Source organism: Arthrobacter sp. AG367 (genome assembly GCF_007828995.1).
Taxonomy (GTDB): domain Bacteria; phylum Actinomycetota; class Actinomycetes; order Actinomycetales; family Micrococcaceae; genus Arthrobacter.
The window spans coordinates 71,875-95,184 of sequence record NZ_VIVE01000007.1; the positions used below are offsets into that span (position 1 = coordinate 71,875).

A 23,310-nucleotide genomic window follows, 5' to 3' on the forward strand; every position below is an offset into this window, starting at 1 on the left:
CTTTCTTTGCCCGTGGTGGTTCCTGCTTGGAGGCACGTCCTGTTGAGAGCAACCAGGTCTGTTGGAGTGCACAAAGCAAGGTGCATAATGGCCGACCTAGGGTGAAACGACGATGTGGTGCATCACACGGTCCCCCGGTGGTCCACCAAGGCACGTCGCTCAACCCATGCTATTTTCCCAACAGGACGGCGCTTCCATGCATGCTGACCAGCAACTCTCAAAGTCCCTGAAACCCAGGCACCTGTCCATGATCGCCATCGCCGGCGTCATTGGTGCAGGCCTCTTTGTCGGCTCGGGTGCCGCCATCCAGCAGGCCGGCCCGGGTATCCTCGTCGCCTATGCTGCCGCGGGCCTGGTGGTCATCCTGGTCATGCGCATGCTGGGGGAGATGGCCGCGGCAAACCCGGAAACGGGCTCATTCTCGACCTATGCGGACAAGGCACTGGGCCGTTGGGCAGGGTTCAGCATCGGCTGGCTCTACGCGTGGTTCTGGATCATCGTCCTGGGCATCGAGGCCACTGCAGGCGCAGCCATCATGCACCGGTGGGTGCCGGGCATTGACCAGTGGGTCTGGGCCCTTGTCCTCATGGTGCTGCTGACGCTCACCAACCTCGGCTCGGTGAAGTCCTACGGCGAGTTCGAGTTCTGGTTCGCGTCCATCAAGGTGGCGGCGATCGTCCTCTTCCTGGTCTTCGGTGCCGCCGCCATCCTGGGGCTCATCCCCGGTGTCCCAGCCCCCGGCCTGAGCAACCTGATCAACAACGGCGGCTTCATGCCCAACGGTCCGGGCGCTGTCCTGGCCGGAATCCTCGTGGTGGTCTTCTCCTTCTTCGGCGCCGAAATCGCCACCATCGCCGCCGGCGAATCAGAAAACCCCGTGGATGCCGTGAAGAAGGCCGTGAAGTCCACCGTATGGCGCATCCTGGTCTTCTACATCGGCTCCATCGCCGTGGTGGTCACCCTGCTTCCGTGGAACTCGGCCTCGGTGGCCAAGAGCCCCTACGTAGCGGTCATCGAACTGTTCGGCATCCCGGGCGCCGGAACCATCATGGACGTGGTGGTGCTGACCTCTGTGCTGTCCTGCCTGAACTCCGGCCTCTACACCGCCAGCCGCATGCTGTTCTCACTCTCCACCCGCGGTGACGCACCGCGGGCATGGACCCGCATCTCCCGCCGCGGCGTACCCGCTGCCGCGGTCCTCGCCTCCACCGTGGTCGGCTTCGTCACGGTGGGCCTGAACTACATTGCCCCGGACACGGTGTTCCTCTTCCTGGTCAACACCTCCGGAGCCATCGCATTGTTCGTCTGGCTGGTCATCTCCGCCTCGCAGCTGGTCCTCCGCAAGCGCATGGGAGCCGCAGCAAAGGACCTGCAGCTGAAGATGTGGCTTTTCCCCTACCTCACGTGGGCAGCGATCATCAGCATCGTGGCCCTGCTGATCGGCATGGTGATCGTGGAGTCCACCCGGGAGTCCCTGCTGCTTTCGATTGCACTGGCAGCCGTTGTGGTGGCGGTGGGCGTGCTGCGCTACCGGCGGAAGGGCGTGGCCGCCGCGGGCCAGCCGGACGTGGCAACCGAGGCTGCGCCGGCACCTGTCGAGTAGGCGCGGCACTAGACTCGGGACCATGCCTTTGCCTCCCTCTGCTGCAGACCACATCCAGGACCTTGGCGCCTATGTCAGCGCATCGCCGTCGAGCTTCCACGCTGCGCATGAGGGGGGCCGGCGCCTGGAGGAAGCCGGGTTCACCCGCCTGGATGAGCTGCAGCCGTGGGAGGCCGGGCCCGGTTCCTTCTTCATCATCCGCGACGGCGCCCTGATCGCCTGGGTGGCTCCCGAAGACGCGGGACCCGCCACGGGTTTCAACATCCTGGGCGCGCACACCGATTCGCCGTCGTTCAAGCTCAAGCCCAAGCCCACCACGGGTGCGCACGGCTGGCTCCAGGCCGGGGTGGAAATCTACGGCGGCCCCCTGCTTAATTCCTGGCTGGACCGGGAGCTGCGGCTGGCGGGCCGGCTGGTGATGCTCGATGGCACCGAGCACCTCACGGCCACCGGGCCGCTGCTCCGCTTCCCGCAGCTGGCCATCCACCTGGACCGGGCCGTGAACGATGGCCTCACCCTGGACAAACAGCGCCACATGAACCCCGTCTGGGGGCTGGGAAGTCCTTCAGACTCCGACCTGCTGGGCGTGCTGGCGGCGTCGGTTGCCGGCGCATCCGTCGATCCGGGGCAGATTGGCGGGTACGACGTCGTCATTGCGGACACGCAGGCGCCTGCGGTTTTCGGGGGCAAGGGGGAGTTCTTCGCATCAGGGCGGCTGGACAACCTTTCCGCCACGCATGCCGGACTGGCAGCGCTGACCGCCCATGCGGAGTCCGCAGCCGCCGGCGGCCCGATTGCGGTCCTTGCCGCCTTCGACCACGAGGAAATCGGCTCCAACTCCCGCTCAGGGGCCTGCGGGCCCATCCTCGAGGACGTGCTGGTGCGCATCTCCGACGGCCTGGGCGCGACGGTGAGCCAACGGCGGCAGGCTTTGTCGGCGTCGTTCTGCCTCTCTGCCGATGCCGGCCACGCCGTGCACCCCAACTATCCCGAGCGGCACGACCCCGCCAACCATCCCGTGCTGAACGGCGGGCCGCTGCTGAAGATCAATGCCAACCAGCGCTACGCCACGGACGCGTTCGGCGCCGCATTCTGGGCGCGGCTCTGCGGCGAAGCAGGCGTTCCCTACCAGGAATTCGTGTCCAACAACGTGGTGCCCTGCGGTTCCACCATCGGGCCCCTCACCGCGACCCGGCTGGGCATCCGGACCGTGGACGTGGGCGTGCCGCTGCTGTCCATGCACTCCGCGCGGGAGCTGTGCGGGATTGAGGATCCACGCCGCCTGGCCGCGGTGACGGAGCTGTTCTTCCGGACGGCGGCCTTGCCGGCGGGGGCACACCCCTAACGGATCCAGCCGTAGTTGAACCCACCATGGTCAATTTGGTGGGCAGGCACCCCTACCCACGTTTCGCCGTCGGGAACATTGCTGAGAACGGCCGCGCCCATGCCGATGGTCGCGTAGTCTCCCACGGATGTCCTCTCCCGGACGCTCGAATTCAATCCGAGGTAGGCGCCCTTGCCTATCCTGGCGCCGCCGCCCAGTGAGACGCCCGCGGCGAAGGTCGCAAAGTCGGAGACATCGTCGTCGTACGAGAACGTGACGGAGGGCATGGCAACCACGTGGGATCCCAGGCTCACGGCGGCAGTGAGGGTTACGTTGCGCAGCAGGATGCTGCCGCGGCCCACACGGCAGCCTTCCGGGTACTGGACGGAAGGATCCACCGCACTGGCGTACCTCGACTCGCCGATCCCCAGGGTGCCCAGATGCGACACCACCGCTTCGCGTTCCCTGCTGGACGCAATGCACACCAGGAGGAAGGCGTGCATGTAGTTGACTGCATCATCAATGTTGCCAAGGACGGGGGCACCATCGACGGTGACGCCGGCCATCTCCCTGTCATCATCGAGCAGCCCAACCACGTCATACTGGCCGCTGCCGCGGACCATGGCCAGGACTTCACGCGCCAGGCCGCTGGCACCTATCAGGATCAGTTCGCTCACGTGACGGCGCCGGCAGCAGCCTGCCGGGGTGTCGTTACTGGAATCCGGTCCATGCTGTACCTTTCCGGCGCGTGACGTCCTCTGAACGTGGGACAAGGCTATTCGCCAGGGGCACACTTTCCGGCTGGACACCGAAGGCTATGTGGTTCGGAACAGGGACTATGTGGAAACTGCGGGGACCTGTGGATCACAGGACGGGCAGGACGTACGGCTCCGCAGCCGGAGTTGCCTTGCCGGCGGCCAGGGCAGTCAGCTGTGCGCGGGACTCAACGCCGAGCTTGCGGTAGATGGCCGTGAGGCGTACTTCGACGGTGCGGACCGAAACATACAATGTGCCGGCTATTTCCTTGTTGCGCATCCCCCGGGCCACCATCATCGCCAGCGCCCTCTCATGGTCCGTGAGCAAGAGCATTGACGGGTTGCCCTGCGGGCGGGCGGCCTCCCACCGTTCGTCCAGCAGGAGGGCGTCCACGTGCTGCGTCCAGGCATCAGCCCCGGCCTCGTCAAACATCACCTTGGCCCGGAGCAAGGCCTCCCGCGCGTGGCGCAGCCTGCCGAAGCCATGCAAACGTTCCGCATAGCACATCAGGGTCCTGCCCCGCTCAAGCCTGTGACCGTTCCTGTCTTCAAGCGCCTGCTTGAAGAGCTGCAGGGACTGCTCGCCGTCCGCAAGCATGGCGCGGCTCCGGGCAACCACCATGACCAGCCACGGAGAGCGCAACCCCGCCGAACGGCTTTCCAGGCGTTGAAGAGCCTGGGTGGCTTCACGGTGCCGGCCAAGACGGACCAGTACCTCCACCAGGTCGGCCTCACAGCGCAGCAGGGTGGGGTTGCCCAGCCCCAGACCGATTTCCGTGGCCCTGGACAACTGGACAACGGACTCCGCCAGGTCACCCCGCAGGAGTGCGAAGTGGCCATGGCAGGCCGCCAGCTGTGCCGTGAGCCCAGGGTGGTTTCCCGATCGCAGATAGTCCAGGGCATTGGCGGCCTGGTTACGCGCGAGTTCGTCATCGCCCAACGAGTAGGCACGCCAAACCCGGAACAGGTGCCGGGCTCCCCGGTGGTACTCCAGGTCAGGTTGGCAGAGCTCGAGTTCGTCGATCAGCCTGACCGCCGCTGCCACATTCCCGGCGCGGATCTCATTGTCTACTGCCATGAGGGCTGCTGTTTCCCGCCAGTTGGCGTGGTCCGGTTCTGTGGAGCTGCGGAGCATCGCGAAGGCTTCACGGGCGCTTTCGTACTGTTCCGCATAGGTGAGCGCCCGGCCGCGCAGCAGGAGGCGGGCCGGCCGGGCGCTGCGGACCTGCCCGGGGCGGCGGGAGGGGTTTGCCCTTCCGCCGCTGATCGATTCGACCAGCAGTTCGGCATGGTCGGCGATGGCCAGGCACTGCAAGGACGCGGAGCCGCGGAACGCGCCGCCCTGGCGCAGCAGCTCAACTGCCTCTTTCAGTTCCCACCGCTCGGCATAATAGACGGCGGCGATGGCCAGCAGGCCAGCGGAATACCCCGGATCGTGCTGGCCAAACTCCTTTACCAGCCGCTGCAGCATGCTGCAGCGCACCGCAACGCCCTGGACGAAATCGATCTCGAAGGAGAGGCCGGTCAACCGCAGAATCAAGTTGGGGTCGCGGGTGACCCCTTGCGCCCACTCCAGGTACCGGCGCGCATGCACCAGATCACCGCGGGTGAAGAGCAGCTCGGCCAGCCCGGTGAGGCGTGCCGCCGTTTCCGCTTCGCCCGGGTTGATGGCGAGGGCCCGCTCGATGCATTCCACCGCGAAGGACACCTCGCCCCTCCGGACCAGGTGCACCGCGTGACGGAGAAGGTGGAAGGGAGTTTCGTGCTCCAAGACCACCGCGAAGCTCAAGTGCCAGCTGCGGGCATGTCGATCGGTACCCCGTGCTGCTTCAGCCAGGGCGCGGTGGGTTGCGGTGCGGACGTCAGGTGGCATGGCCGCGTGCACATGGCCCCGCAGCATCTGGTCCACTATCCACAGGTGTTGTCCGGATCGCTGCACCAGTCCGGCAGCCACCAATTCATCTGCGTGAAGCCACGCTTCATGGTCGATTATCCCGATAGTGGTGATGTCACTGCGGAACGAGAGCGCAAGCAGGTCCAGGACCATGCTCGCGCCGGGGGTCAGAGCGGCCACCGCTGATGCGTGTCCAGCGTCAAGGCTGCTCGTGGAGGACAGCGGGATGGGCAGTGCGCACTTGCCGCCGGCGTGCCTCTCCACCAGCCCGCTGTACAGTTCGACGGCGGCAAGCGGGTTGCCGCCGGTGGCTGCGGCAACCGCGTGGGCCACCGCCGTCGTGGTCTGTTTGATTGGCATGCTTTCCAGCATCCGCACGGTGTCACCCTGGCTCAGCGCACCCAGGCGCAGGGCGGGGAGGCCGGTGAAGGGGCTTCTGGGGACCTCGTCCCGCATGCCCGCAAACAGGACAATTTCCGTGCCGGCCAGTCGCCGTGCCAGGAATCCAATGACTGCTTGACTGGCCGGATCCAGGCTGTCGGCGTCGTCAATCGCAATGATGGTCCGCGTTGACGACCGGCGCTGCAGTCCGCTGAGCAGCATGCCGGACACAGCGGGAACGGTCAGGGCACCGGCGTTGCCACCCCGGAGGGCGTCGACGGACCCGTTCAGGACCGGGTCATCCATCTCATTCAGCAGCGCAGTCAGCCCGGAAAAGGGCCAGCCCGATTCAGCGGCGCTGGCGGCCAGGAACACGGACCGGTATTCGCAGAGAGAGGGAATTTCGGACAACACGGCTGACTTGCCTATGCCCCGGCCGCCGACGATGGCCAAGGCTGTTTCCTTGGGGCCACGGATCGCAGAAAGAATCCGGTCAATTTCTTTGTTTCGGCCCACAAGCGGCATGGGGTCCCCAATCATCGAAGAAGGAGACCGCATTTTGTACTGCCGGTTCAAATGGTGGCCGCGCTCCCCAACGCGTAGGCCGCTACAAGCGAATATAACGCGCCACTAAACATGGCACCACACAAATTTGCGCTGGATTGCATCAAGATTAGATCCACAATTGCTCAAGGTCCCGGCCGCGTGGCTGAAGGCCGGCCCGGCGAACGCTGGGGCCTTGCAGGGCCTGGCGATTGCGGTATTGGCGGCAGTATCGGCGCCACCCCATCGCATGAACCACGAAGGGCGGCATGATAACCCCCGTACTTAAAAACGCGCGGCAGACAATAACCCCTATACCTAATATCACCCTGCACCCGTAATCCCCGTACTTGCCTTATCGCAGTAAATATGACTGCAGAAACTGAGTACTCGCTACTGGTGACACTCGAAAGGGGTGGAAATAGGCTTTCTCCACGGCCAGAGTCAAAGGCTAACGAGAGCTGGGGCCCGAGACCAGACCCATGACCGGATAAAGCGTCAAAGACGCGCTCGGCTTCCAAGCGGGCGGGTTCGTTGTTAACTATCCGCAAACGTCATGAAGTGGTGAGGTATTTGTCCATTTCCATCCAGCTCCCAATTACTCTTGCGATGCAGGGCACGGAGCCCGGTAAGGCCTCCGTCAGCGTCGTCATTCCAACACTGAACGAAGCCAGGAACATTCCGTGGGTCCTGCGCAGGATGCCGTCCTACGTTGATGAGGTCATCATCGTGGACGGCCGGTCCACCGACAACACTGTGGGAGTAGCCCAGGCGGTCCGCGACAATCTCGTCATCGTCAATGAGCCCCGCAAGGGGAAAGGTGTGGCCCTACGCTCAGGGTTCGCTGCCGCCTCAGGCGACATTATTGTCATGCTTGACGCGGACGGCAGCATGGACCCGCAGGAGATCGGGTGGTTCGTTTCCCCGCTGCAACATGACTACGACTTCGTCAAGGGCTCCCGGCATGTCACCGGTGGGGGCTCCGAGGACCTCACGCGCCTGCGGAAAGCCGGCAACCAGGCGCTGACCAAGTTGGCCAACGCGGTGCTGCACAGCAATTACTCCGATCTCTGCTACGGATATATTGCGTTTCGGCGTGAATGCCTTGAGATCCTGCAACTCGAATCAGACGGATTCGAAATCGAAACTGAACTGATCGTCCGGGCAGCACGGGCCGGCCTCCGGATTGCGGAAGTCCCCAGCATTGAGCTTGACCGGATTTCGGGAGCCTCCAACCTGCAGACCTTCCGTGATGGGTGGCGGGTCCTGAGGAAGCTGGCCCACGAATGCACCATGTGGGAGGCACCCACGGCCGGCGCCCGGCCCGAAGCCCTGCGCCGGGTCAAGTACGCCTACGCCAACGTCAGCGTTCCGCGGACGCCAACCGACCCGCAGAGCATCCTTGCATTGGTTCAGGGGGCTTAGCATGCTGGATCGAATTGTCCGTCCAAGTGTGTCGATCGTGATTTGTGCCTACACCGAACGCCGTTGGGAGCTTTTGCTGGACGTGATCGAGTCCGTCCGCGCCCAAACTGTCGCCCCCCAGGAGATCCTGGTGGTCGTGGACCATAACGAGGACCTCTACGGTCGGCTCCTCGAAATTGTCGACGACGTGACAGTGGTGGAGAGCGAAGGCCCTCCGGGGCTTTCAGGGGCACGCAACACGGGCGTCGGACTCGCAGAGGGGGACATCGTGGCCTTCCTGGATGATGATGCGGTGGCGACGCCAAACTGGCTGGAACGGCTGCTTGTCCTCTACGACGATCCCGACGTGCTGGCCGTTGGCGGCCGCGTCGAACCTGTATGGGACCAGGGCCGCCCAGGCTACTTCGGTGAAGAACTCGACTGGATCGTTGGATGCAGCCACCGCGGAATGCCGACGGTTGCCTCCGAAGTCCGGAACCTCATTGGGGCAAACATGTCCTTCAGGCTCGACGTCCTCCGACAGGTTGGTGGCTTCAACATCGCGCTGGGCAGGCAAGGCAATTTGCCGCTTGGCTGCGAGGAGACCGAGATCTGCATCCGCTCCACCATGGGCGCACCCGGTTCCCGGATCGTTTACGAACCTGCTGCCTTGGTCCGGCATCACGTCCCGCAGGAACGTGGGACTGTGCGCTACATGCTTTCCAGGTCCTGGTCGGAGGGCCTCTCCAAGGCACAGGTCAGCCACGTCGTGGGGCACAAACGGGCCCTCGGTCCCGAACGGCGGTATGTCCGCAGCACACTGCCGCGCGCCGTGTTCTCGGGAATCCGCGATTGGAGCCGGGGCGACAATCCCATGGGACTGGGACGGGCAGGATCCGTCCTTGCGGTATTGGCCTTCACCTCCGCCGGCTACCTCCGCGGCCGCCGGCTGGCGCACAGCTCCACAACCCAGTTGGGCAGTGAAATTCCCCAAGGCGCAGTCTGGCGGGAAGTCCAGTGAGGGTGAACACCTAGCCAGGACGCTGCCCGTCCCGTCCATGGGAAAGACCTCTTAACGTTGGTGGCAACCAAACAGAGCCAACGACTAAGAGGTCTTTCCCAATGTGGAGGTTGAATCAAACCCGGCACAAGCGCTGCGTTCAGGGGCTGCGGCAGTGGGGTCAGCCGGCGTCCGGGTGCCAGTACCGCAATCCGCCGCTGGTACCCCCGTCGTCGGCGACATCGATCAGCGCGTAGGGAAAGACCTGGCGGTCCAACTGATCCGGACCTTGGCCGCGGACGTCCGACGACCAGGTGCCGGTGTTGATGTACCGGGTTGGAGAACCTTCCAGCCGTGATTCAAGGGCGCGGTGCGTGTGGGCCGAGATGTACCAGGCCACTTCGGAACCGTGTGCTTCAAGAATGCCCGCCACCCGGGCTGCCGCCGCAGGAGCTTGCCCGCCACTGACATTGCGTCCAGTGGCAGCAAGCACCATGCGGGTCGCGGTAAGGGGAAGCGCTGACACCGTCCGGAACCGGGACAGGCGTGCAAGTTCCCGCACTGCCGTCCCGTTGAGCGCGAGCCGCTGCGACTCGGTCTGGAGCAGCTCGTCATAGGCCGGGCCGCGGACGCGCCGTTCCGCCCGTTCCGAGGCCAAACAGGCCTGGGCAACAGCTCCGGCACGACTGAGGCGCGACCGCGTGGGATGGGCATGCCAGGCGGCGAGGGGCGGCAGATCCAGCCCGTCAGTGCCGTTGACGGCGGTGCGCAGCACCTCGGGTATCCGGTGCAGCGCGTGATGCAGGTGTCCATGCTCGGCCATCAGCACGGAGGGGACATAGAGGAACCACGGGTGCACCCGGACCCGCGTGGGATCATCGGGTGCCAGCAGCGCCGCCAGCCGTGCGGCCACCGATGGGCGGGCCAACTCCACATCATGGTTCCCGCATACGAAGTGCAGCTGCACCCCGCGCGCCACGCACGCCTCCAGGGCCCGGAGAGTGGCCGGGTGCCGTTCGAAGATGGAGTCAAGCCGGGCCAGGCTCTCGTTCTCGGACAGGCCTGTGAGTTCAAAAGTGTCACCAACGAAGACAAGGTGTTGCTGCATGCCCGGGGCGGCGGGCACCTCGCGGTGGAGGAACCCCGGCAGTACCCTGCCGGGGTTCCGGGGATCGTCGTCAGTGACGTCCAGATGGAGGTCGCTGACGAGCAACCATCGCGCCCCGCGCCCCAGGTTCACGTAAGCAGTCCAAGGACGCGGGGGAAGAGAAGGAGCAGGAAGGCTGCCCACATGACGCCGACGACGATCCTGCTGTTCCTGGACTGGCTGTGGGGAACCGGCGCTGCTGCCGGTTGCCCAGTGCTTGATCCAGTGCTTGGTGCGGTGGTTGACCTGCCGGGCCCAAGCCGCCGGACCTCGAGGGTTACCAGGGTGATGAGCAGCACGGCAGCTGCCAGCACTCCTGCCAGATCCATCATGATGCGACCTCCTGACGTGCCCGCGCCAAGCATGCGAGGACAGTAATGACGGCCATTGTCACGACGCATGCCTGCCACGACCACAGCGTGAGGTAGAACATGGCCGTGGACACTGCGGTGAGTGTGGCCAGGCCCAGTCCCAGGACGAGCAGCACGCCAAGCGGGACGTCGGTAATCGGGATAAGCCGGGCCAGTGCCTGGCCCGGGAGCAGGATAAGGATGGCTATGGCGGCGACCGTCTGCAGCGGTGTCGGCAACCCGACCAGCGTGACCAGGGCCAGTACCACCGCGGCAACCCCCAGCGCCAGGGTGGGCCGGCTCACTCCGCGGCCGGTCATGGCCCCACCCGGTATACGCGTGCGTCGGCATTGCTGTACGCGAGCTCCACGCCGACCTGCGTATCAAGCCAGTCCTCGAGCTCCCCGAGGCCCGTGGCGGTGGTCTGGCCCTGGATGATCAGGCTCGACTCCGATGAGCGCAGGAGCAGCAGGTAGGCGCCGGCGGCATTGTGCCTGGCGTAACCGTAGATGAGGGGGCCGCAGGTTTCGGCCGACAGGTCGGCGGGACAGAGGTCCTCAATGGTCCGGTATCGGTGCTCCAGGTAGTCCTGGTTGCGCCACGGTGTGGGATGGTCAGCCGAGATAATCGAAGAGCCGGGCGGCGCCATGTGGTCCACGGCGGCGATGGCGGCCATCTCGTCATCGGTAAAGACGTCATATTGCGCGTTGCCAAAACGGCCTGTCACGGTCATGACGGCGAACAGGATGCAGGTGAGGACAAGGGCTCCCGCAGCACGGAAGGAAGGCCGGTATCCCACGTTTCCGGGAAGCAGGACCGATGACGCCTGCATCGCAACGAAGGGGAGCGCGAACAGTGATACGCGGATGAGCATTTCCCCGCCGTAGGACTGCGCGGGAAAGAGCAGGAACGGGGCGACGGCCAGGAGGAGCACGCGGATGTCAAGGCGCCCCCTGCGCCAGTCGCGGAACGTTCCAACGGCGGCGAGGGCCCAGAGCAGGAGGGTGAGGCCCATTCGGACCTGCACCACGAGCAGATGTCCAGGGGTCCCGTTGGTGCGGTCGACGACATTTGCTTCGATGGCGGTCTGCAGGCCCGCGTCCGCCAGCGGCGGATGGCCTGCGAGGTACGTGCTTGCAGGAAAAACAAGCCAGAGCACCAGTACGACGCCGGCGATCAGGGGCAGCCTGCTGGGCCAGAGACGTCCGCTCAGGGTAAGGGCGGTGAGCGCGATCAGCACCATGAACGGCGTGAGCTGGTGGCTCGCGCAAATGACCACGATCAGCAGGAGGGTTACCGCCAGGGCGCCAATCCGGCGCCCCGGCTGGGGTTCGGCCGGGGACCGGCCCCGCCACCATGCTGCCAGGTCGGCGCGCCGGAACCCGCGGAAGTGGGAAGGCTCCGTTGCCAGCGGCCCCAGTGCCAGGGCCACCACAACCAGGTAGAGGAAGAAGCCGAAGGCCTGGGGGGAGAGGTAGTCCTGGTCCTGCCAGTTGCCGAGGCAGAAGAGCCAGAGCACCAGCCAGCGCCGGCGCGGATCGCTGATCAGGTACCGTGTCACCACGGCCACGGCGACGAGCCACAGGCCCACGTTGAACACCGGTGCCCACAGGGCAACGCTCACGGGGTCGAGGCCGGCCGTTCCGAGCACGGTCGCCAGGAGGGCAAAGAATCCCGGCCAGTTGAAGTACGCATCGATGTTGGGATCGATGGCCACATTGCGCGACATCGCGTCGGCGATGCCCAGGTGGCGGAACGCCACTTCACCGCGCGGTACGTCCGTCACGAAGACAGCGGCGCCGAAGAGTATGAGCACCAGTACCACGAGGAGCCACAGCATCACCGGGCTGCGTGCAGGGCCTGCGGCATCCCCCCGCAGTGCCACGACGAAGGCGATGTTGAGAATCAGGACCCCCACCCAGAACGGGTAGGGCAGCACACCGACCAGTCCAAGGTCGCTGTTCACAGGAAGTGCCACGGTGGAGGCGGCCCACGCTGCAAGTGCGAGCGACACCGCCCCCGCTGCGGCGCACCAGACATCCCTGGTTTTCCAGCGCGCCTGGGGACGGTGGATGGCCTCCTTGAGCGTGCTGGTCATGATGCCTCCTTTTTGGTGCGGTGGAGAATTGCGATGAGCCGCAGTCCGATGACCAGGGCCCCGGCGGAGAGCACTACCAGCCACGCAAGGGCCATGGCGCTGGAGCCACTGTCGGCGCCCAGGAGCGCCGAGACGCAGAGCGCGGCGCCAAGTGTCACCCCGACGATGATCGACTCTGTATAGCGGCCGAGCACCCGGCAGACGGAGTTGTAGGCCTGCAGCACTGCGTAGGCCACCACTCCCGCGGCCAACAACCGCAGGGTGCCGGTGGATGCATTGGCGTACCTGTCGCCGAGCAGATGGAGCAGCGGGTGGGCAAAGACGATGAGGACCATCGCAGCGAGGCCACCGACTATGAGGGACCAGCGGAAACTTGCCCAGGTGGTGGCCGCCAGGCGGCCCGGTTCACGGACTCCCTCGGAGAATTGGACAATGCCTATAAGCATCGGAGCTGTGTAGGCAGCCCAGGCCATCATCCATGCGGGATACCAGTAGGCCGCCACCTCCGGCGATACCAAGTGCGCAAGCAGGAGCGGCAGCACCAGTCCCGGGGCGCGTTCGGTGAGGGTGAGGAGCTGGTTTGGAATGCCCATTTTCAGCAATGAACGTCCGCGCCCGGGATGCAGGGACGGCCGTGGCCGATAGCCCACCAATCTCCGCAGCTGGACGCCACCGATGATGCACGAGACGGCCGAACCGAGGGTCCAGCAGGCCATCAGCACATCGGCCGTAGCCGCGTGGGCCGCCTGCAACGCCACCAACGCCGTGGCCCCAAGGGAGACCATGCCGCCCAGTGTGTACCTCAGTGTTGCGCTGCTGCCGCGTCCCAACGCGACGAGCGCCTGGTCCAGCACCGTGCACATGGTTCCCGTGACGGCAGCCACCACGAACGTCAACCAGAAGAGAACCGACATCGGGGCCGTGTTCGGCGCCACGAACAACTCCAGCACGAGGTAGCCCAGGGCCAGCACGGTCCCTGCCACCCCCACGATGCCAAACGCCGCGTCCAGCACCCGGGCCGGCGGCTCCCCCCGCCCCACCGAGACGATGACGGCCGAACCGGTGCCCAGCACCGCAAGCTGGGTGCAGATCATCACCGCCGAAACCGCAGCAGTGGTCAACCCAACCTCACGGTCTATCGCCGCGTGCGCGGCGACGACCCAGAATGCGAAACCCGTGCCCGTCTGCGCAGCCTTGGCCAGGACGAGTCCAAGCGAGCTGCGCAGGGGGGAATGCCGGACGACGGGTGGGGCCTCCGTTGGAGCGATCTCCCGTTCAGCCGTCACGACCTAAACCCCTCGCCATACCCGCGTAGTTGTACCAGCAGAAGGCGATGTAATAGCGAAGCCATTTAGGCTGGCCGGAGGCGAGGCTCAAAGCGCTTCCCCGAACGGCGGCGGCGGCGGGCAGGAGCGCCAATCGTGCGCCGCCCCAGCCGTGCTTCCGGACCATCCGGCCCAGTCCCGTACCATCCATGAGGAACTGGTCAAGCGCGAAGTCGAAGTCGTCGGCGGCAAACCGGTGTTCGACCATGACCCGCTGCGACACCCCGGTCTTCATCCCTGATTGCCGCATCCGCCACCGCAGTTCGATGTCCTCGCCCGACTTGAATGCGTCGTCGAAACCGAGGCCCAACATCAGGTCCCGGTCTACGAGCGTGGCGACGAGTCCGAACCAGTTGCGGCTGCGTCCGGTGCGATGGTGATGTGCCAGCGCCTGGCCCCAGTAGCCGGGTCCTGCGACGCTTTCAAGGCCTGCCTGGAGGGCGTCATATCCGTCCTCCACCAACTCAATGAGCAGGTCTGCGACGCCGGTGGCTCCGAACACGACGTCGGCATCCACCAGCAGGACCCACCGGGTGGTGCTGTTCTGGACGCCAAGCGTGCGGGCCCAGGGCAGGCCGCGGCCCTCGTCACTAAGGATCCGGGCGCCGGCAGCGCGGGCAATTTCGACCGTGCGGTCGGTGGACAACCCGTCCACCACGATGATTTCCGCGACACCGGACTGACGCAAGGCTTCCAGACAGCGCGGAAGCAGCTGCTCCGCGTTGCGGGCCGGAACGACCGCGGTGACGTCTGCTGTGCTGTAGCCCACCGTGATCCCCCTTAGGCCTGCTCGTCGAGGATCGACGGCAGCAGCTCGTCCAGGTGCCGGACAATATCGTCCGATGCCTCGTCCGCGGAGTAGGCGGCCGGGACTTGGAACAGGTGGCAGGGGCGTCCGTCCAGGGCTTTGCTGAGAACGAGTCCTTTCGCCGCGAAGTGTTCGCGCCACGGGACCACGGAGCTTGCTGCGAGGCCGGTAACGACCCGCTGCGAGAAGCTCGCCATCTCGATGTGGAAGTTGCCGATCATGCGGTCCACCATCCAGTCGGTGGTCCGTTCAACAACCCGTGACCGTGCGCCCTCGTAGCGCTCCACATATATGGCGGCCGCAAGCGGTGCTGAGGTGGTCACCTTCCGACCGGGAAACGCTGCCTCCGGGGTGACCATGCGGTGCTCCGGCGACCACCGTCGGGAGAAGTCGGCCAGGCGTGGATAACGGATAACGAACGGGTGCACCACAGTGGTGAGGCGTCCGATGCTCCCGGAGAACCGGGAGGGGACGAGGGGCTTGCGCGCACCTTCAAACAGGTGCGGGTAGATTGCGCGGTGATGCGGCTTAATGAACATGGGCTTCGCGTATCCAAGCAGCGTTGCGTCCTCGGCGAGGAATGCCCAGTCGTCACCCATGAACGACCAGCCCTCACGCCGCATCAGCTTGGCGGCGGTGCTGGTCTTACCGGTCCCGCCGGCCGCGGGCAGCGCGATGGCGTGGCCCCGGTAGGCCATCGTTGCCGCGTGGATCATGGCCGCCCCGCGGGAGATCATGGCGGCATCGAGAACCGGTACCACGGAGGTCAAGAGCTCTCCGGGTCCGTGAATACGCCATTGCTCTGCACCCCTGACAACTTGGACCCGGTCAGCCTGGAAGCGCACACTGTTGTCCGTGTACGCCAGCTCATGCTCGACGAAGCCGGCATTCGGCATAGGCTCGGGGCGGTCATCAACAATAATGTCGGGCTGCCGATCCTCCGTGTCGGAGGCGAAACACGCCAACATGCTTTGAAGCTGCCTTGCCGTGGGGGCCATTGCGTCGACGCTGATCGTGACGCGGCCGTGAATGTCGAAGTGCAGTGCCTTCGCCCGCCTGGTGCTCATAGTCCTCCCCTGTCTGATTGGTGTCGGCCGAATACAGCTCCGGCCCGGGCCAATCCACCCAGTGCCCGTAGACGGATTCGAAACCCCCGGCCGTAAAACTCCGCCGGCAGAATCGAGCGTAGGGTAGGCCGCCCGGGTAAACACCGGTAGTGAGTACTCGCCTTTTGCATCGCCTGCTACGTGGGGAATGGCGCGCTTTTCGCAGGGCTGGGGGTGGAGGGGCACGTCCGGGCGTGGCGTTAAGTACGTTGGGGGTTTGTCCCGTTCGGTGCGTCAGGTAGAGGGGGTACCTTGGGCGTAGACGCGAACCCAGTCCACCCGCATCTCGCCGTGACCATTGGGAGTGCCGTCCGGAAACCAGTCCAGTTGCAACGTCTGGTGCATCGAACCCGGTGGCTGATGCGTGGGGTCGCTGTCCTCAAACCACTTCACGCCATCGACGTAGCCGATGATGCCGCCGGGGGACCAGTCAACTGCGTAGTTGTGGAACTGCGTGACGTCCAGGGGCTTGGAAACAGAGGTCTTAGAGTTCGAGCATCCGAAGTGGTGGAAGAAATTGGTGCGGTTCCAGTCACCAGTAGTCTCCGCATAGTCCACTTCACCGTCACAGGGCCAGTGCCCGCTGTCCGGCCACAGGATCGACACCATATGGTACTCATCGTCCCCGGAGCCCGCTGCCCGGACTTCCCAGCGGCCATACCTCTGGAGGCCAAACTTGGCACTCATTCCCGCAGTCGTGCCATCCGAGGTTCCGGTAATGACCATCCTGGAACCATCCACCGTGACCTGCCGGGGACTGCGTATGCCGTTCCCTGCGTGCCCGTCACTGTCGTACACGGACCACTTCGCGGCGTCCGGTGCCCCGGCGTAATTGAACTCGTCGCCGGCGATCGGCGTGCCCCAGCCCAGCCTTGCCGCGGCAGAGGTCGCGGCAGAGTCTGTCATGGGTTGGGCTGAGCTGGCCGAGCAGCCGGACAGGAACAGTGCCGCCATCCCCAGGGCCATCGCGGGTCGACGCATGTGTCAGATAATAGGGGCTTCAGCGGCGGGGTGGATAGCAGCCGCGGTTTTTCCACATAGCGTGCCGCGCCGCTGCCTGGGCTTCGCACCACGGCACTAGCCTTGAGTCAAGCGCGAATCGCCTATCGGGTCCAAATGCACTAGGATATTGAAGTCTGTGCTGCGTCCTGCCTCCGTTCCGGGGCAAGGCATTGCACGGAATCGCAAATGAACCTCCTGTTACGGAAATGCCGTAACCGCTTAGCCCAAAGGAGGTGGGTTCACATATGCGTCCTTACGAATTGATGGTAATCATCGACCCCGAGGTCGAAGAGCGTACCGTTGAGCCGTCGCTTCAGAAGTTCCTGAATGTCATCACCAACGATGGTGGAACCATCGAAAAGGTTGACATCTGGGGCCGTCGCCGTCTGGCTTACGAAATCAAGAAGAAGTCCGAAGGTATCTACGCCGTGGTGAACTTCACCGCCAAGCCGGAAACCGCCAAGGAACTTGACCGCCAGCTGTCTCTTAACGAGACCATCATGCGCACCAAGATCACCCGCCCCGAAGAGCAGAAGGTTGTTGCTGAGTAATTCAGCACCACCTCTTCATTCTTTACCCCGCAGGACACGCACTCTTCACCCAGGATCGAACAAGGAGGCAGTAGATGGCAGGCGAGACCACCATTACGGTCATCGGTAATCTCACCAATGACCCGGAATTGCGGTTCACACCGTCCGGTTCGGCAGTAGCGAACTTCACCATCGCTTCCACCCCCCGCACCTTTGATCGCCAGTCCAACGAGTGGAAGGACGGGGAAACCCTGTTCCTCCGCGCCGCTGTCTGGCGTGAAGCAGCCGAGAACGTTGCCGAATCCCTGACCAAGGGGATGCGCGTCATCGTGACCGGCCGCCTGAAGAGCCGTTCCTACGAAACAAAGGAAGGCGAAAAGCGCACCGTTATCGAGCTTGAGGTCGACGAGATCGGCCCGAGCCTGCGCTACGCCAACGCCAAGGTTAACCGTACCCAGCGCTCCGGCGGACAGGGTGGCGGCGGCTTCGGCGGCGGCAACAGCGGCGGTGGCTTCGGCGGCGGCAACTCTGGTGGAAGCCAGGGCGCCAACGCCGGCGGAGGCTGGGGCGGCGGCAACCAGCAGGCTGCACAGGACGATCCCTGGGCTACGCCCGGCGTGTCCAACGCAGGCGGCTGGGGCAACGGCCCCGATTCCGAACCTCCCTTCTAAAACCCAAACAACGGTCCGGCGCGGGGCCTCCCAGGGAGCCGAAAGGCACCCAGGGAACTGCCGCCGTCGGACCACCACCATCCCGTGGATCAATATCCACGGGCTCCCTAGAATAGGAGCTCCACGATGGCTAAGGCTGAACTCCGTAAGCCCAAACCAAAGTCCAACCCCTTGAAGGCCGCTGACATCACTGTCATCGACTACAAGGACGTAGCATTGCTGCGCAAGTTCATCTCCGACCGCGGAAAGATCCGCGCCCGTCGCGTCACTGGCGTTACGGTGCAGGAACAGCGCAAGATCGCCCAGGCAATCAAGAACGCCCGCGAAGTTGCTCTGCTGCCTTACTCCGGCGCTGGCCGCGGCTAAGGAAGGGATTAACTAACATGGCAAAGCTCATTCTGACCCACGAAGTAACCGGTCTCGGTGCTGCTGGCGATGTTGTCGAGGTCAAGGACGGTTACGCACGTAACTACCTCCTGCCCCGCAACTTTGCCCTGACCTGGTCGAAGGGTGGCGAGAAGCAGGTTGAGTCCATCAAGGCTGCCCGCGCTGCCCGCGAGCACGCTTCCCTGGAAGATGCTCAGAAGCAGGCCGCTGCACTGTCCGCGAAGCCGGTCAAGCTGGTCGTCAAGGCCGGCGAGTCCGGCCGCCTGTTCGGCACCGTCAAGCAGGGCGACGTCGCCGACGCTGTTGAGGCCGCCGGCCTCGGCAAGATCGACAAGCGCAAGGTTGAACTGCCTGCCCACATCAAGTCGGTTGGTTCCTACCAGGCCAACGTCCGCCTCCACGCTGACGTTGCTGCTGTGATCGAACTCGATGTGGTTGCAGGAAAGTAGTCCTCAACTGCATCGGAAGACCCCCGTCGCCGGACTCCGGCGGCGGGGGTCTTTCGTTTTCCGGTGGTAGCCTGCTCCGGTGAACCCGACACCACGCAGCCGCCCCTTCCATCAGGTGGATGTTTTCGCCAGCCAGGCCTACCGCGGCAACCCGCTCGCCGTCGTACTTGATGCCCAAGGGCTGGACACGGCAACAATGCAACACTTCGCCAACTGGACCAATCTCTCGGAAACCACGTTTCTCCTGCCTCCCGAAGATCCCCGCGCCGATTACCGGGTCCGGATCTTTACCGGCAGCGAAGAGTTTCCGTTCGCAGGCCACCCGACCCTTGGCTCGGCCCATACGTGGCTGCAGGCCGGGGGAGTGCCGCGGTCTGACGGCCACGTGGTGCAGGAGTGCGCTGCGGGGCTGGTCCGGATAAAGCGCGACGGCGGGAGGCTGGCTTTCGCGGCACCGCCGCTGACACGCTTCGGGCCTGTGGATGCGGGTATCCGCCGTCAACTGGCCGCGGCTCTGCGGGTGTCCGTTGCCGACATCGTTGACGCGTCGTGGCTGGTGAATGGTCCGGAATGGATCGGTGTCCTGCTGCCTTCTGCGGCCCAGGTGCTGGCCCTGAATCCGGACCAGGCGGCGATGGGCGACCTGAAGATCGGCGTTATCGGGCCGCACGAGCCGGGTGCAGACGCCGACTTTGAGGTCCGCACATTCCTGCCCGGCGACGCCATGGCCGAAGACCCGGTCACCGGCAGCTTCAATGCAGGCGCCGCCCAATGGCTCATTGGAAGGGGCAGGGCGCCGGAGGAATATGTGGCTTCGCAGGGGACCGTCCTGGGGCGCGCCGGACGCATCCACATTACTGCCGATGCCGGGGACATCTGGGTGGGCGGGGACTCCGCCACCTGCATCCAGGGAAGCGTCCTGCTCTGACGCGGCGGCCCGGGTTCACGTCCGGGAATACTTCGCTGCCGGCGGCAGTTCACAGGTATAGATGCAAACGCATGTATGCTGAAGTGAACGATTACCAGGAGAATGCCATGGAAACCCGCCGTATCACCGTCCTTTCCGCAGGGCTTGGCGTACCTTCGTCCAGCCGGCTGCTGGCTGACCAGCTGGCTGCTGCCGCCGAGCGCCAGCTCAGGGCCGGCGGCTACGAGGTGGAGGTGGACGTCGTCGAACTCCGCGACCTTGCCGTGGACATCGCCAACAACTTCGTCACCGGCTATGCCGCACCACGCCTGGCCGAGGTCATAGCCGGGGTGGAGGCCTCGGACGGCATCATCGCCGTGACACCGGTCTTCAGCGCCTCCTTCAGCGGCCTTTTCAAATCCTTTATCGATGTTCTCGACCCGAAGTCGCTGGACGGCAAGGCGGTCCTGCTGGGCGCCACCGGCGGCACGGACCGGCACCAGATGGTCCTGGACTACGCGCTGCGGCCACTGTTCAGCTACCTCCGCACGCGCATGGCTGCAACCGGCGTCTTTGCCGGACCCCAGGACTGGGGAACAGCTGAAGAGGGCGGGGGGTCACTGGCGGACCGCATCGACCGCGCAGCCGGTGAATTCACCACTCTGCTGCAGGGGCCCCAACCGGGCCGGAAGCCCGCCCCGCTGGAGTCCCTTCCCTTCGAGCAGCTGCTGGCCGGGATTTCCGGGAACCGCTGACACACGGGCGGCCGCCCCCGGCGCCGGACCCCGTGGTTTCGGGGTTAGGGGACCCGGGCCGCGGGTTTTAGGGGGCGGTCCGGGGATTGCTATTGATGCTTCCACCGCCAACACTGAGCAATCTGGGGGTTGACTGATAATTCAACACCGGGGAGTGAAGTTGAGAGACCATCCAATATCCAACGTGGACGAGCATGATCGGGGTGCCGGGGCTTCCCGGCCCTTTCTTAGATGGGGACCTGCCGGTCCCGAGGGCCGCCGCATGCGTCAACCCCGACTGGCGTTTCCCGCATTGCTGACGGCGCTGCTGCTTGTGCTTGGTGGTCTGGTGGCGCCGTTGGCCGCCTCCGCCGCTACCGGTGATGTAGGCGTCCAGGGCCCGTCCCACTCCGGGACGGCAACGCCCACCGGGACTAAACGGCAGACGAATTCGCTGTGGTTCAACGACGGGACCTGGTGGGGGAACCTTTGGGACGCCGGCAGTTCCACTTTCCGCATCTTCCGGTTCAATGCCTCCACAAGTTCGTGGACGAGTACAGGTGTGGTGACGGAGTCCCGGGCGAACACCCACCATGACGTGTTGTGGGACGGGAAGACCCTGTATGTCGCGAGCTTCCGGTTCGTCAATGACGGCCTGCCGTCCGAACCGAACTTCCCCACGACTATGCGGCGGTACAGCTACAACTCGAGCACCAAGTCGTACACGAGCCTGGGATCCAGCCAAATCAACAACCAAAAAACTGAAACCATCTCCATTGATAAGGACTCAACCGGCCGGGTGTGGGCCACGTGGCAGCAGGGCAATCGGATCTATATGAACGTCACCGGCACGGACGGCGCCACGTGGGGCACCCCGTTTGCCCATCCGGCGTCGTTGAGCAATGTGTCCGTGGACGATAACTCGGCGGTCATCGCGTTCAGCGGGAACAAGATCGGTGTTATGTGGAGCAGGCAGGTGGGGGACTCCACTGACGGCATGTACTGGAGCTACCACGTCGACGGAGCGTCGAAGACCACCTGGACCACTCCTGTGGCGGCGGTGAAGGGGCAGCGGAGCGGCGACGACCACATGAACCTGAAGTGGCTGGATGCCTCAACAGACAAGGTTTATGCCGCAATCAAAACCTCGTACACCTCGGCGTCCCAGCCGCTGATCCAGTTGCTGGCACTGAATACGTCTACGTCGACATGGTCTGCATACACGATTGCGACAGTGTCTGAGTGCCCGAACAGGGTGATCGTCATGATCGACGAGGCAGCGCGCAAGCTGCGTACCTTCGCTACCTATCCGAAGCCGGGTGGCACAACGAATGCCGGGGTATGCACGAGTTCCGGCGGGGCCATCTACGAGAAATCCACGTCGCTGGACAACATCAGCTTCAGCACCACCAAGACGGCCCGGATCGTTGACGCCGACCAGTACGTCCATAACGTCACGTCGACCAAGCAGAACGTCAACAGTGTTGCGCGGGGCACGGCCAACAGCGGCCTGCTGGTGCTCGCTGACGTGAATGCCACAAGCCGGTACTGGCACTACTACGATTCCACCGGAGGTGCCGGATAGGCGGACGGGACCCAGCCCGTCTTCATCCTGAGCCAGGCAAGGCAAACAGGACAAGTACGGCCGGGACCCATTCGCAGGAATGGGAGCCCGGCCGTACAGCCGTTTCAATTGGCAGGTGTCAGTCGTCCAGCAGCGCAATGAACTCGCGGGCCTGCTTCATGGAGATATCAGAATGCTTGGACAGTGCAGTGGCTGCCGCTTCGGTGTCGCCACTGCGGGCAAGGGTGCGGATCCTGCCATAGATCTCGTCGTTGAGCATGTTGCTGCTCACTTCGCGGGTGACGTCGCCCTTGCTGGCGATCGCCCGGTAGCGGTAAGGAAACCGCTGGGGCTCGTCGTCGTCGGCCTCGGGTGCCTGCGCCGACTCGGGGCTCCGGTAGGGCTGGGGATGGGCCGCCAGGGCCCCGACGGCGTCACGGGAGGCCCGAAGCCCGTCGCCCGTGATTTCGTAGTAGAGCTTGATGGCAGCCATGGCCTGGCCCTGGGCAATCAGGGCATAAAGCCGCCGGTGTTCGTCTTCCGACAGCCGGTCTGCCGCAGCCCGGGCCAGCTCCTGTGGGGTGGCAGCGGGCTGGGACTGGGAGGCGGTATGTGCGGCCCTCCGCCTGGTGGCCGCGCGGTAGGCCACGGTGACCCCCGCAACCACGGCGAGCAGGATAAGGACCGGGACCACAAGCGATTCCATTTTCACGAGCCGTTCTATGTACTTCCTGGCCCTCGCCAGGTGCGATTGCTTTGCTGGTCATCCGCCCAGCCGTGTTCCTGCTGTTGGATGCGCTGCTGCCTGTTTTGGCTTGGGTGGGTAGCCGCCTCCAGCCGGGCGCGGGCGGCGGTGGCCGCCTCGACCTGGGCTGCGTAATGCCGGGCAGACCGCTCGGCAAGTTCGTGCTGGTATTTTTCGGCTTCAGAGGTGCCCGCACCACGCGGCCGCAGGGCTGTGGCAATGCCCCAGATGAGCGCCACCAAAACTATCGCCGGCAACAGCACCAGCAGTAGATCGCCCATACCTAGAGCTTAATCCAGATCGTGGTTATCCACAGCATATTCACTGCTTCGCATACAGCGCCCCGCTGGTGTGGGTCAAACTCCCTGACGGGAATATGAGTAGTGCCACAGCGCCGATCGAAGTGCTCCCGGCCCGGCCTTACCTCCGCTTTCCGCGAGTGGTGCCAACAATGGCCTGTGGATGAAATTCCTTGGAAGAAATATTTACTCCACATGCTGTCCCAAGTGTTTCCGCAGGTCAGAGGCGGAAGCGGCGACAAAAAACTTTGATATCCACAGTGTTCCCCACAGACTGTGCACAA

General features: G+C 64.6%; 23 protein-coding genes. 11 read left to right on the forward strand and 12 right to left on the reverse strand.

The genetic code is table 11. From position 1 onward, the window contains the following. Positions 1-196 precede the first annotated feature (196 nt). Entirely contained in the window at positions 197-1,603 is a 1,407-nt protein-coding gene (locus FB478_RS16560; protein WP_018769850.1) for an amino acid permease, read from the forward strand. A 22-nt stretch (positions 1,604-1,625) separates the two neighbouring features. Continuing rightward, positions 1,626-2,948 carry a M18 family aminopeptidase gene (locus FB478_RS16565; protein WP_144601143.1) on the forward strand — a complete coding sequence of 441 codons (1,323 nt, stop codon included), beginning with the start codon at positions 1,626-1,628 and terminating at the stop codon, positions 2,946-2,948. Here FB478_RS16565 and FB478_RS16570 read toward each other — a convergent pair. Continuing rightward, a complete protein-coding gene (locus FB478_RS16570) occupies positions 2,945-3,604 on the reverse strand; it encodes a NeuD/PglB/VioB family sugar acetyltransferase (protein WP_144601144.1) in 660 nt (219 codons plus the stop codon). The genes FB478_RS16565 and FB478_RS16570 overlap by 4 nt on opposite strands. A gap of 187 nt (positions 3,605-3,791) precedes the next feature. Continuing rightward, complete coding sequence (locus FB478_RS16575; protein WP_315898352.1) at positions 3,792-6,515, reverse strand: AAA family ATPase; 2,724 nt, start codon at positions 6,513-6,515, stop codon at positions 3,792-3,794. Between the two features lie 594 nt (positions 6,516-7,109). On the opposite strand from FB478_RS16575, the gene FB478_RS16580 reads away from it, so the two are divergent. Next, positions 7,110-7,925 carry a glycosyltransferase family 2 protein gene (locus FB478_RS16580; RefSeq protein WP_018769846.1) on the forward strand — a complete coding sequence of 272 codons (816 nt, stop codon included), beginning with the start codon at positions 7,110-7,112 and terminating at the stop codon, positions 7,923-7,925. Positions 7,926-7,953: 28 nt separating this feature from the next. Beyond that, complete coding sequence (locus FB478_RS16585) at positions 7,954-8,925, forward strand: glycosyltransferase family 2 protein (RefSeq protein WP_018769845.1); 972 nt, start codon at positions 7,954-7,956, stop codon at positions 8,923-8,925. A 160-nt stretch (positions 8,926-9,085) separates the two neighbouring features. On the opposite strand, the gene FB478_RS16590 is transcribed toward FB478_RS16585, so the two are convergent. The 8 genes from FB478_RS16590 to FB478_RS16625 all read right to left on the reverse strand — a co-directional run bounded on the left by FB478_RS16590 (position 9,086) and on the right by FB478_RS16625 (position 16,719). Further along, positions 9,086-10,144, reverse strand: a complete 1,059-nt coding sequence (locus FB478_RS16590; protein ID WP_018769844.1) for a hypothetical protein — start codon at positions 10,142-10,144, stop codon at positions 9,086-9,088. After that, complete coding sequence (locus FB478_RS16595; RefSeq protein WP_018769843.1) at positions 10,141-10,383, reverse strand: hypothetical protein; 243 nt, start codon at positions 10,381-10,383, stop codon at positions 10,141-10,143. The genes FB478_RS16590 and FB478_RS16595 overlap by 4 nt, the downstream gene beginning before the upstream one ends. After that, positions 10,380-10,721 carry a hypothetical protein gene (locus FB478_RS16600; RefSeq protein WP_018769842.1) on the reverse strand — a complete coding sequence of 114 codons (342 nt, stop codon included), beginning with the start codon at positions 10,719-10,721 and terminating at the stop codon, positions 10,380-10,382. The genes FB478_RS16595 and FB478_RS16600 overlap by 4 nt, the downstream gene beginning before the upstream one ends. Further along, positions 10,718-12,499 (reverse strand): hypothetical protein, encoded by a 1,782-nt coding sequence (locus tag FB478_RS16605; protein ID WP_018769841.1) that lies wholly within the window; start codon positions 12,497-12,499, stop codon positions 10,718-10,720. The genes FB478_RS16600 and FB478_RS16605 overlap by 4 nt, the downstream gene beginning before the upstream one ends. Then, positions 12,496-13,785 carry a lipopolysaccharide biosynthesis protein gene (locus FB478_RS16610; protein ID WP_018769840.1) on the reverse strand — a complete coding sequence of 430 codons (1,290 nt, stop codon included), beginning with the start codon at positions 13,783-13,785 and terminating at the stop codon, positions 12,496-12,498. Before FB478_RS16610 ends, FB478_RS16605 begins: the two co-directional genes overlap by 4 nt. Beyond that, positions 13,775-14,593, reverse strand: coding sequence for a glycosyltransferase (locus FB478_RS16615; RefSeq protein WP_018769839.1), 819 nt, complete (start codon positions 14,591-14,593; stop codon positions 13,775-13,777). The genes FB478_RS16610 and FB478_RS16615 overlap by 11 nt, the downstream gene beginning before the upstream one ends. A gap of 11 nt (positions 14,594-14,604) precedes the next feature. After that, a complete protein-coding gene (locus tag FB478_RS16620; protein WP_018769838.1) occupies positions 14,605-15,699 on the reverse strand; it encodes a hypothetical protein in 1,095 nt (364 codons plus the stop codon). Between the two features lie 273 nt (positions 15,700-15,972). Beyond that, positions 15,973-16,719: a glycoside hydrolase family 16 protein gene (locus tag FB478_RS16625; protein ID WP_261377432.1), complete on the reverse strand. Its 747-nt coding sequence runs from the start codon at positions 16,717-16,719 to the stop codon at positions 15,973-15,975. 266 nt (positions 16,720-16,985) lie between these two features. Here FB478_RS16625 and rpsF point away from each other — a divergent pair, with 266 nt between their 5' ends. The 7 genes from rpsF (at position 16,986) to FB478_RS16660 (ending at position 22,003) form a co-directional block, all read left to right on the forward strand. Next, positions 16,986-17,291: a 30S ribosomal protein S6 gene (gene rpsF / locus FB478_RS16630; protein WP_013602900.1), complete on the forward strand. Its 306-nt coding sequence runs from the start codon at positions 16,986-16,988 to the stop codon at positions 17,289-17,291. A 74-nt stretch (positions 17,292-17,365) separates the two neighbouring features. Next, positions 17,366-17,941: a single-stranded DNA-binding protein gene (locus FB478_RS16635; RefSeq protein ID WP_018769835.1), complete on the forward strand. Its 576-nt coding sequence runs from the start codon at positions 17,366-17,368 to the stop codon at positions 17,939-17,941. A 126-nt stretch (positions 17,942-18,067) separates the two neighbouring features. Further along, positions 18,068-18,307 carry a 30S ribosomal protein S18 gene (gene rpsR / locus FB478_RS16640; protein WP_003800144.1) on the forward strand — a complete coding sequence of 80 codons (240 nt, stop codon included), beginning with the start codon at positions 18,068-18,070 and terminating at the stop codon, positions 18,305-18,307. A gap of 17 nt (positions 18,308-18,324) precedes the next feature. Further along, positions 18,325-18,777: a 50S ribosomal protein L9 gene (gene rplI / locus FB478_RS16645; protein ID WP_018769834.1), complete on the forward strand. Its 453-nt coding sequence runs from the start codon at positions 18,325-18,327 to the stop codon at positions 18,775-18,777. Positions 18,778-18,856: 79 nt separating this feature from the next. Continuing rightward, on the forward strand, positions 18,857-19,705 hold the full coding sequence (locus FB478_RS16650; RefSeq protein WP_144601146.1) for a PhzF family phenazine biosynthesis protein: 849 nt from the start codon (positions 18,857-18,859) through the stop codon (positions 19,703-19,705). A gap of 107 nt (positions 19,706-19,812) precedes the next feature. After that, a complete protein-coding gene (locus FB478_RS16655; protein ID WP_018769832.1) occupies positions 19,813-20,439 on the forward strand; it encodes an FMN reductase in 627 nt (208 codons plus the stop codon). A gap of 262 nt (positions 20,440-20,701) precedes the next feature. Further along, positions 20,702-22,003, forward strand: a complete 1,302-nt coding sequence (locus tag FB478_RS16660; protein ID WP_144601147.1) for a hypothetical protein — start codon at positions 20,702-20,704, stop codon at positions 22,001-22,003. Positions 22,004-22,121: 118 nt separating this feature from the next. On the opposite strand, the gene FB478_RS16665 is transcribed toward FB478_RS16660, so the two are convergent. Together FB478_RS16665 and FB478_RS16670 are read right to left on the reverse strand one after the other, a co-directional pair. Beyond that, positions 22,122-22,688: a hypothetical protein gene (locus FB478_RS16665; protein ID WP_018769830.1), complete on the reverse strand. Its 567-nt coding sequence runs from the start codon at positions 22,686-22,688 to the stop codon at positions 22,122-22,124. Between the two features lie 14 nt (positions 22,689-22,702). Further along, the gene (locus FB478_RS16670) at positions 22,703-23,008 is read right to left on the reverse strand and encodes a hypothetical protein (protein WP_056392372.1); all 306 of its coding nucleotides are present in this window, start codon (positions 23,006-23,008) and stop codon (positions 22,703-22,705) included. Positions 23,009-23,310: the final 302 nt, after the last annotated feature.

Excerpts from the sequence above, each read along its gene's own strand:
- FB478_RS16560 (WP_018769850.1), top strand. The coding sequence starts at position 197 with ATGCATGCTGACCAGCAACTCTCAAAGTCCCTGAAACCCAGGCACCTG.
- FB478_RS16565 (WP_144601143.1), top strand. The coding sequence starts at position 1,626 with ATGCCTTTGCCTCCCTCTGCTGCAGACCACATCCAGGACCTTGGCGCC.
- FB478_RS16575 (WP_315898352.1), bottom strand. The coding sequence starts at position 6,515 with ATGCGGTCTCCTTCTTCGATGATTGGGGACCCCATGCCGCTTGTGGGC.
- FB478_RS16580 (WP_018769846.1), top strand. The coding sequence starts at position 7,110 with ATGCAGGGCACGGAGCCCGGTAAGGCCTCCGTCAGCGTCGTCATTCCA.
- FB478_RS16595 (WP_018769843.1), bottom strand. The coding sequence starts at position 10,383 with ATGATGGATCTGGCAGGAGTGCTGGCAGCTGCCGTGCTGCTCATCACC.
- FB478_RS16600 (WP_018769842.1), bottom strand. The coding sequence starts at position 10,721 with ATGACCGGCCGCGGAGTGAGCCGGCCCACCCTGGCGCTGGGGGTTGCC.
- FB478_RS16605 (WP_018769841.1), bottom strand. The coding sequence starts at position 12,499 with ATGACCAGCACGCTCAAGGAGGCCATCCACCGTCCCCAGGCGCGCTGG.
- FB478_RS16620 (WP_018769838.1), bottom strand. The coding sequence starts at position 15,699 with ATGAGCACCAGGCGGGCGAAGGCACTGCACTTCGACATTCACGGCCGC.
- FB478_RS16625 (WP_261377432.1), bottom strand. The coding sequence starts at position 16,719 with ATGCGTCGACCCGCGATGGCCCTGGGGATGGCGGCACTGTTCCTGTCC.
- rpsF (WP_013602900.1), top strand. The coding sequence starts at position 16,986 with ATGCGTCCTTACGAATTGATGGTAATCATCGACCCCGAGGTCGAAGAG.
- FB478_RS16635 (WP_018769835.1), top strand. The coding sequence starts at position 17,366 with ATGGCAGGCGAGACCACCATTACGGTCATCGGTAATCTCACCAATGAC.
- rpsR (WP_003800144.1), top strand. The coding sequence starts at position 18,068 with ATGGCTAAGGCTGAACTCCGTAAGCCCAAACCAAAGTCCAACCCCTTG.
- rplI (WP_018769834.1), top strand. The coding sequence starts at position 18,325 with ATGGCAAAGCTCATTCTGACCCACGAAGTAACCGGTCTCGGTGCTGCT.
- FB478_RS16655 (WP_018769832.1), top strand. The coding sequence starts at position 19,813 with ATGGAAACCCGCCGTATCACCGTCCTTTCCGCAGGGCTTGGCGTACCT.
- FB478_RS16660 (WP_144601147.1), top strand. The coding sequence starts at position 20,702 with ATGCGTCAACCCCGACTGGCGTTTCCCGCATTGCTGACGGCGCTGCTG.
- FB478_RS16665 (WP_018769830.1), bottom strand. The coding sequence starts at position 22,688 with ATGGAATCGCTTGTGGTCCCGGTCCTTATCCTGCTCGCCGTGGTTGCG.
- FB478_RS16670 (WP_056392372.1), bottom strand. The coding sequence starts at position 23,008 with ATGGGCGATCTACTGCTGGTGCTGTTGCCGGCGATAGTTTTGGTGGCG.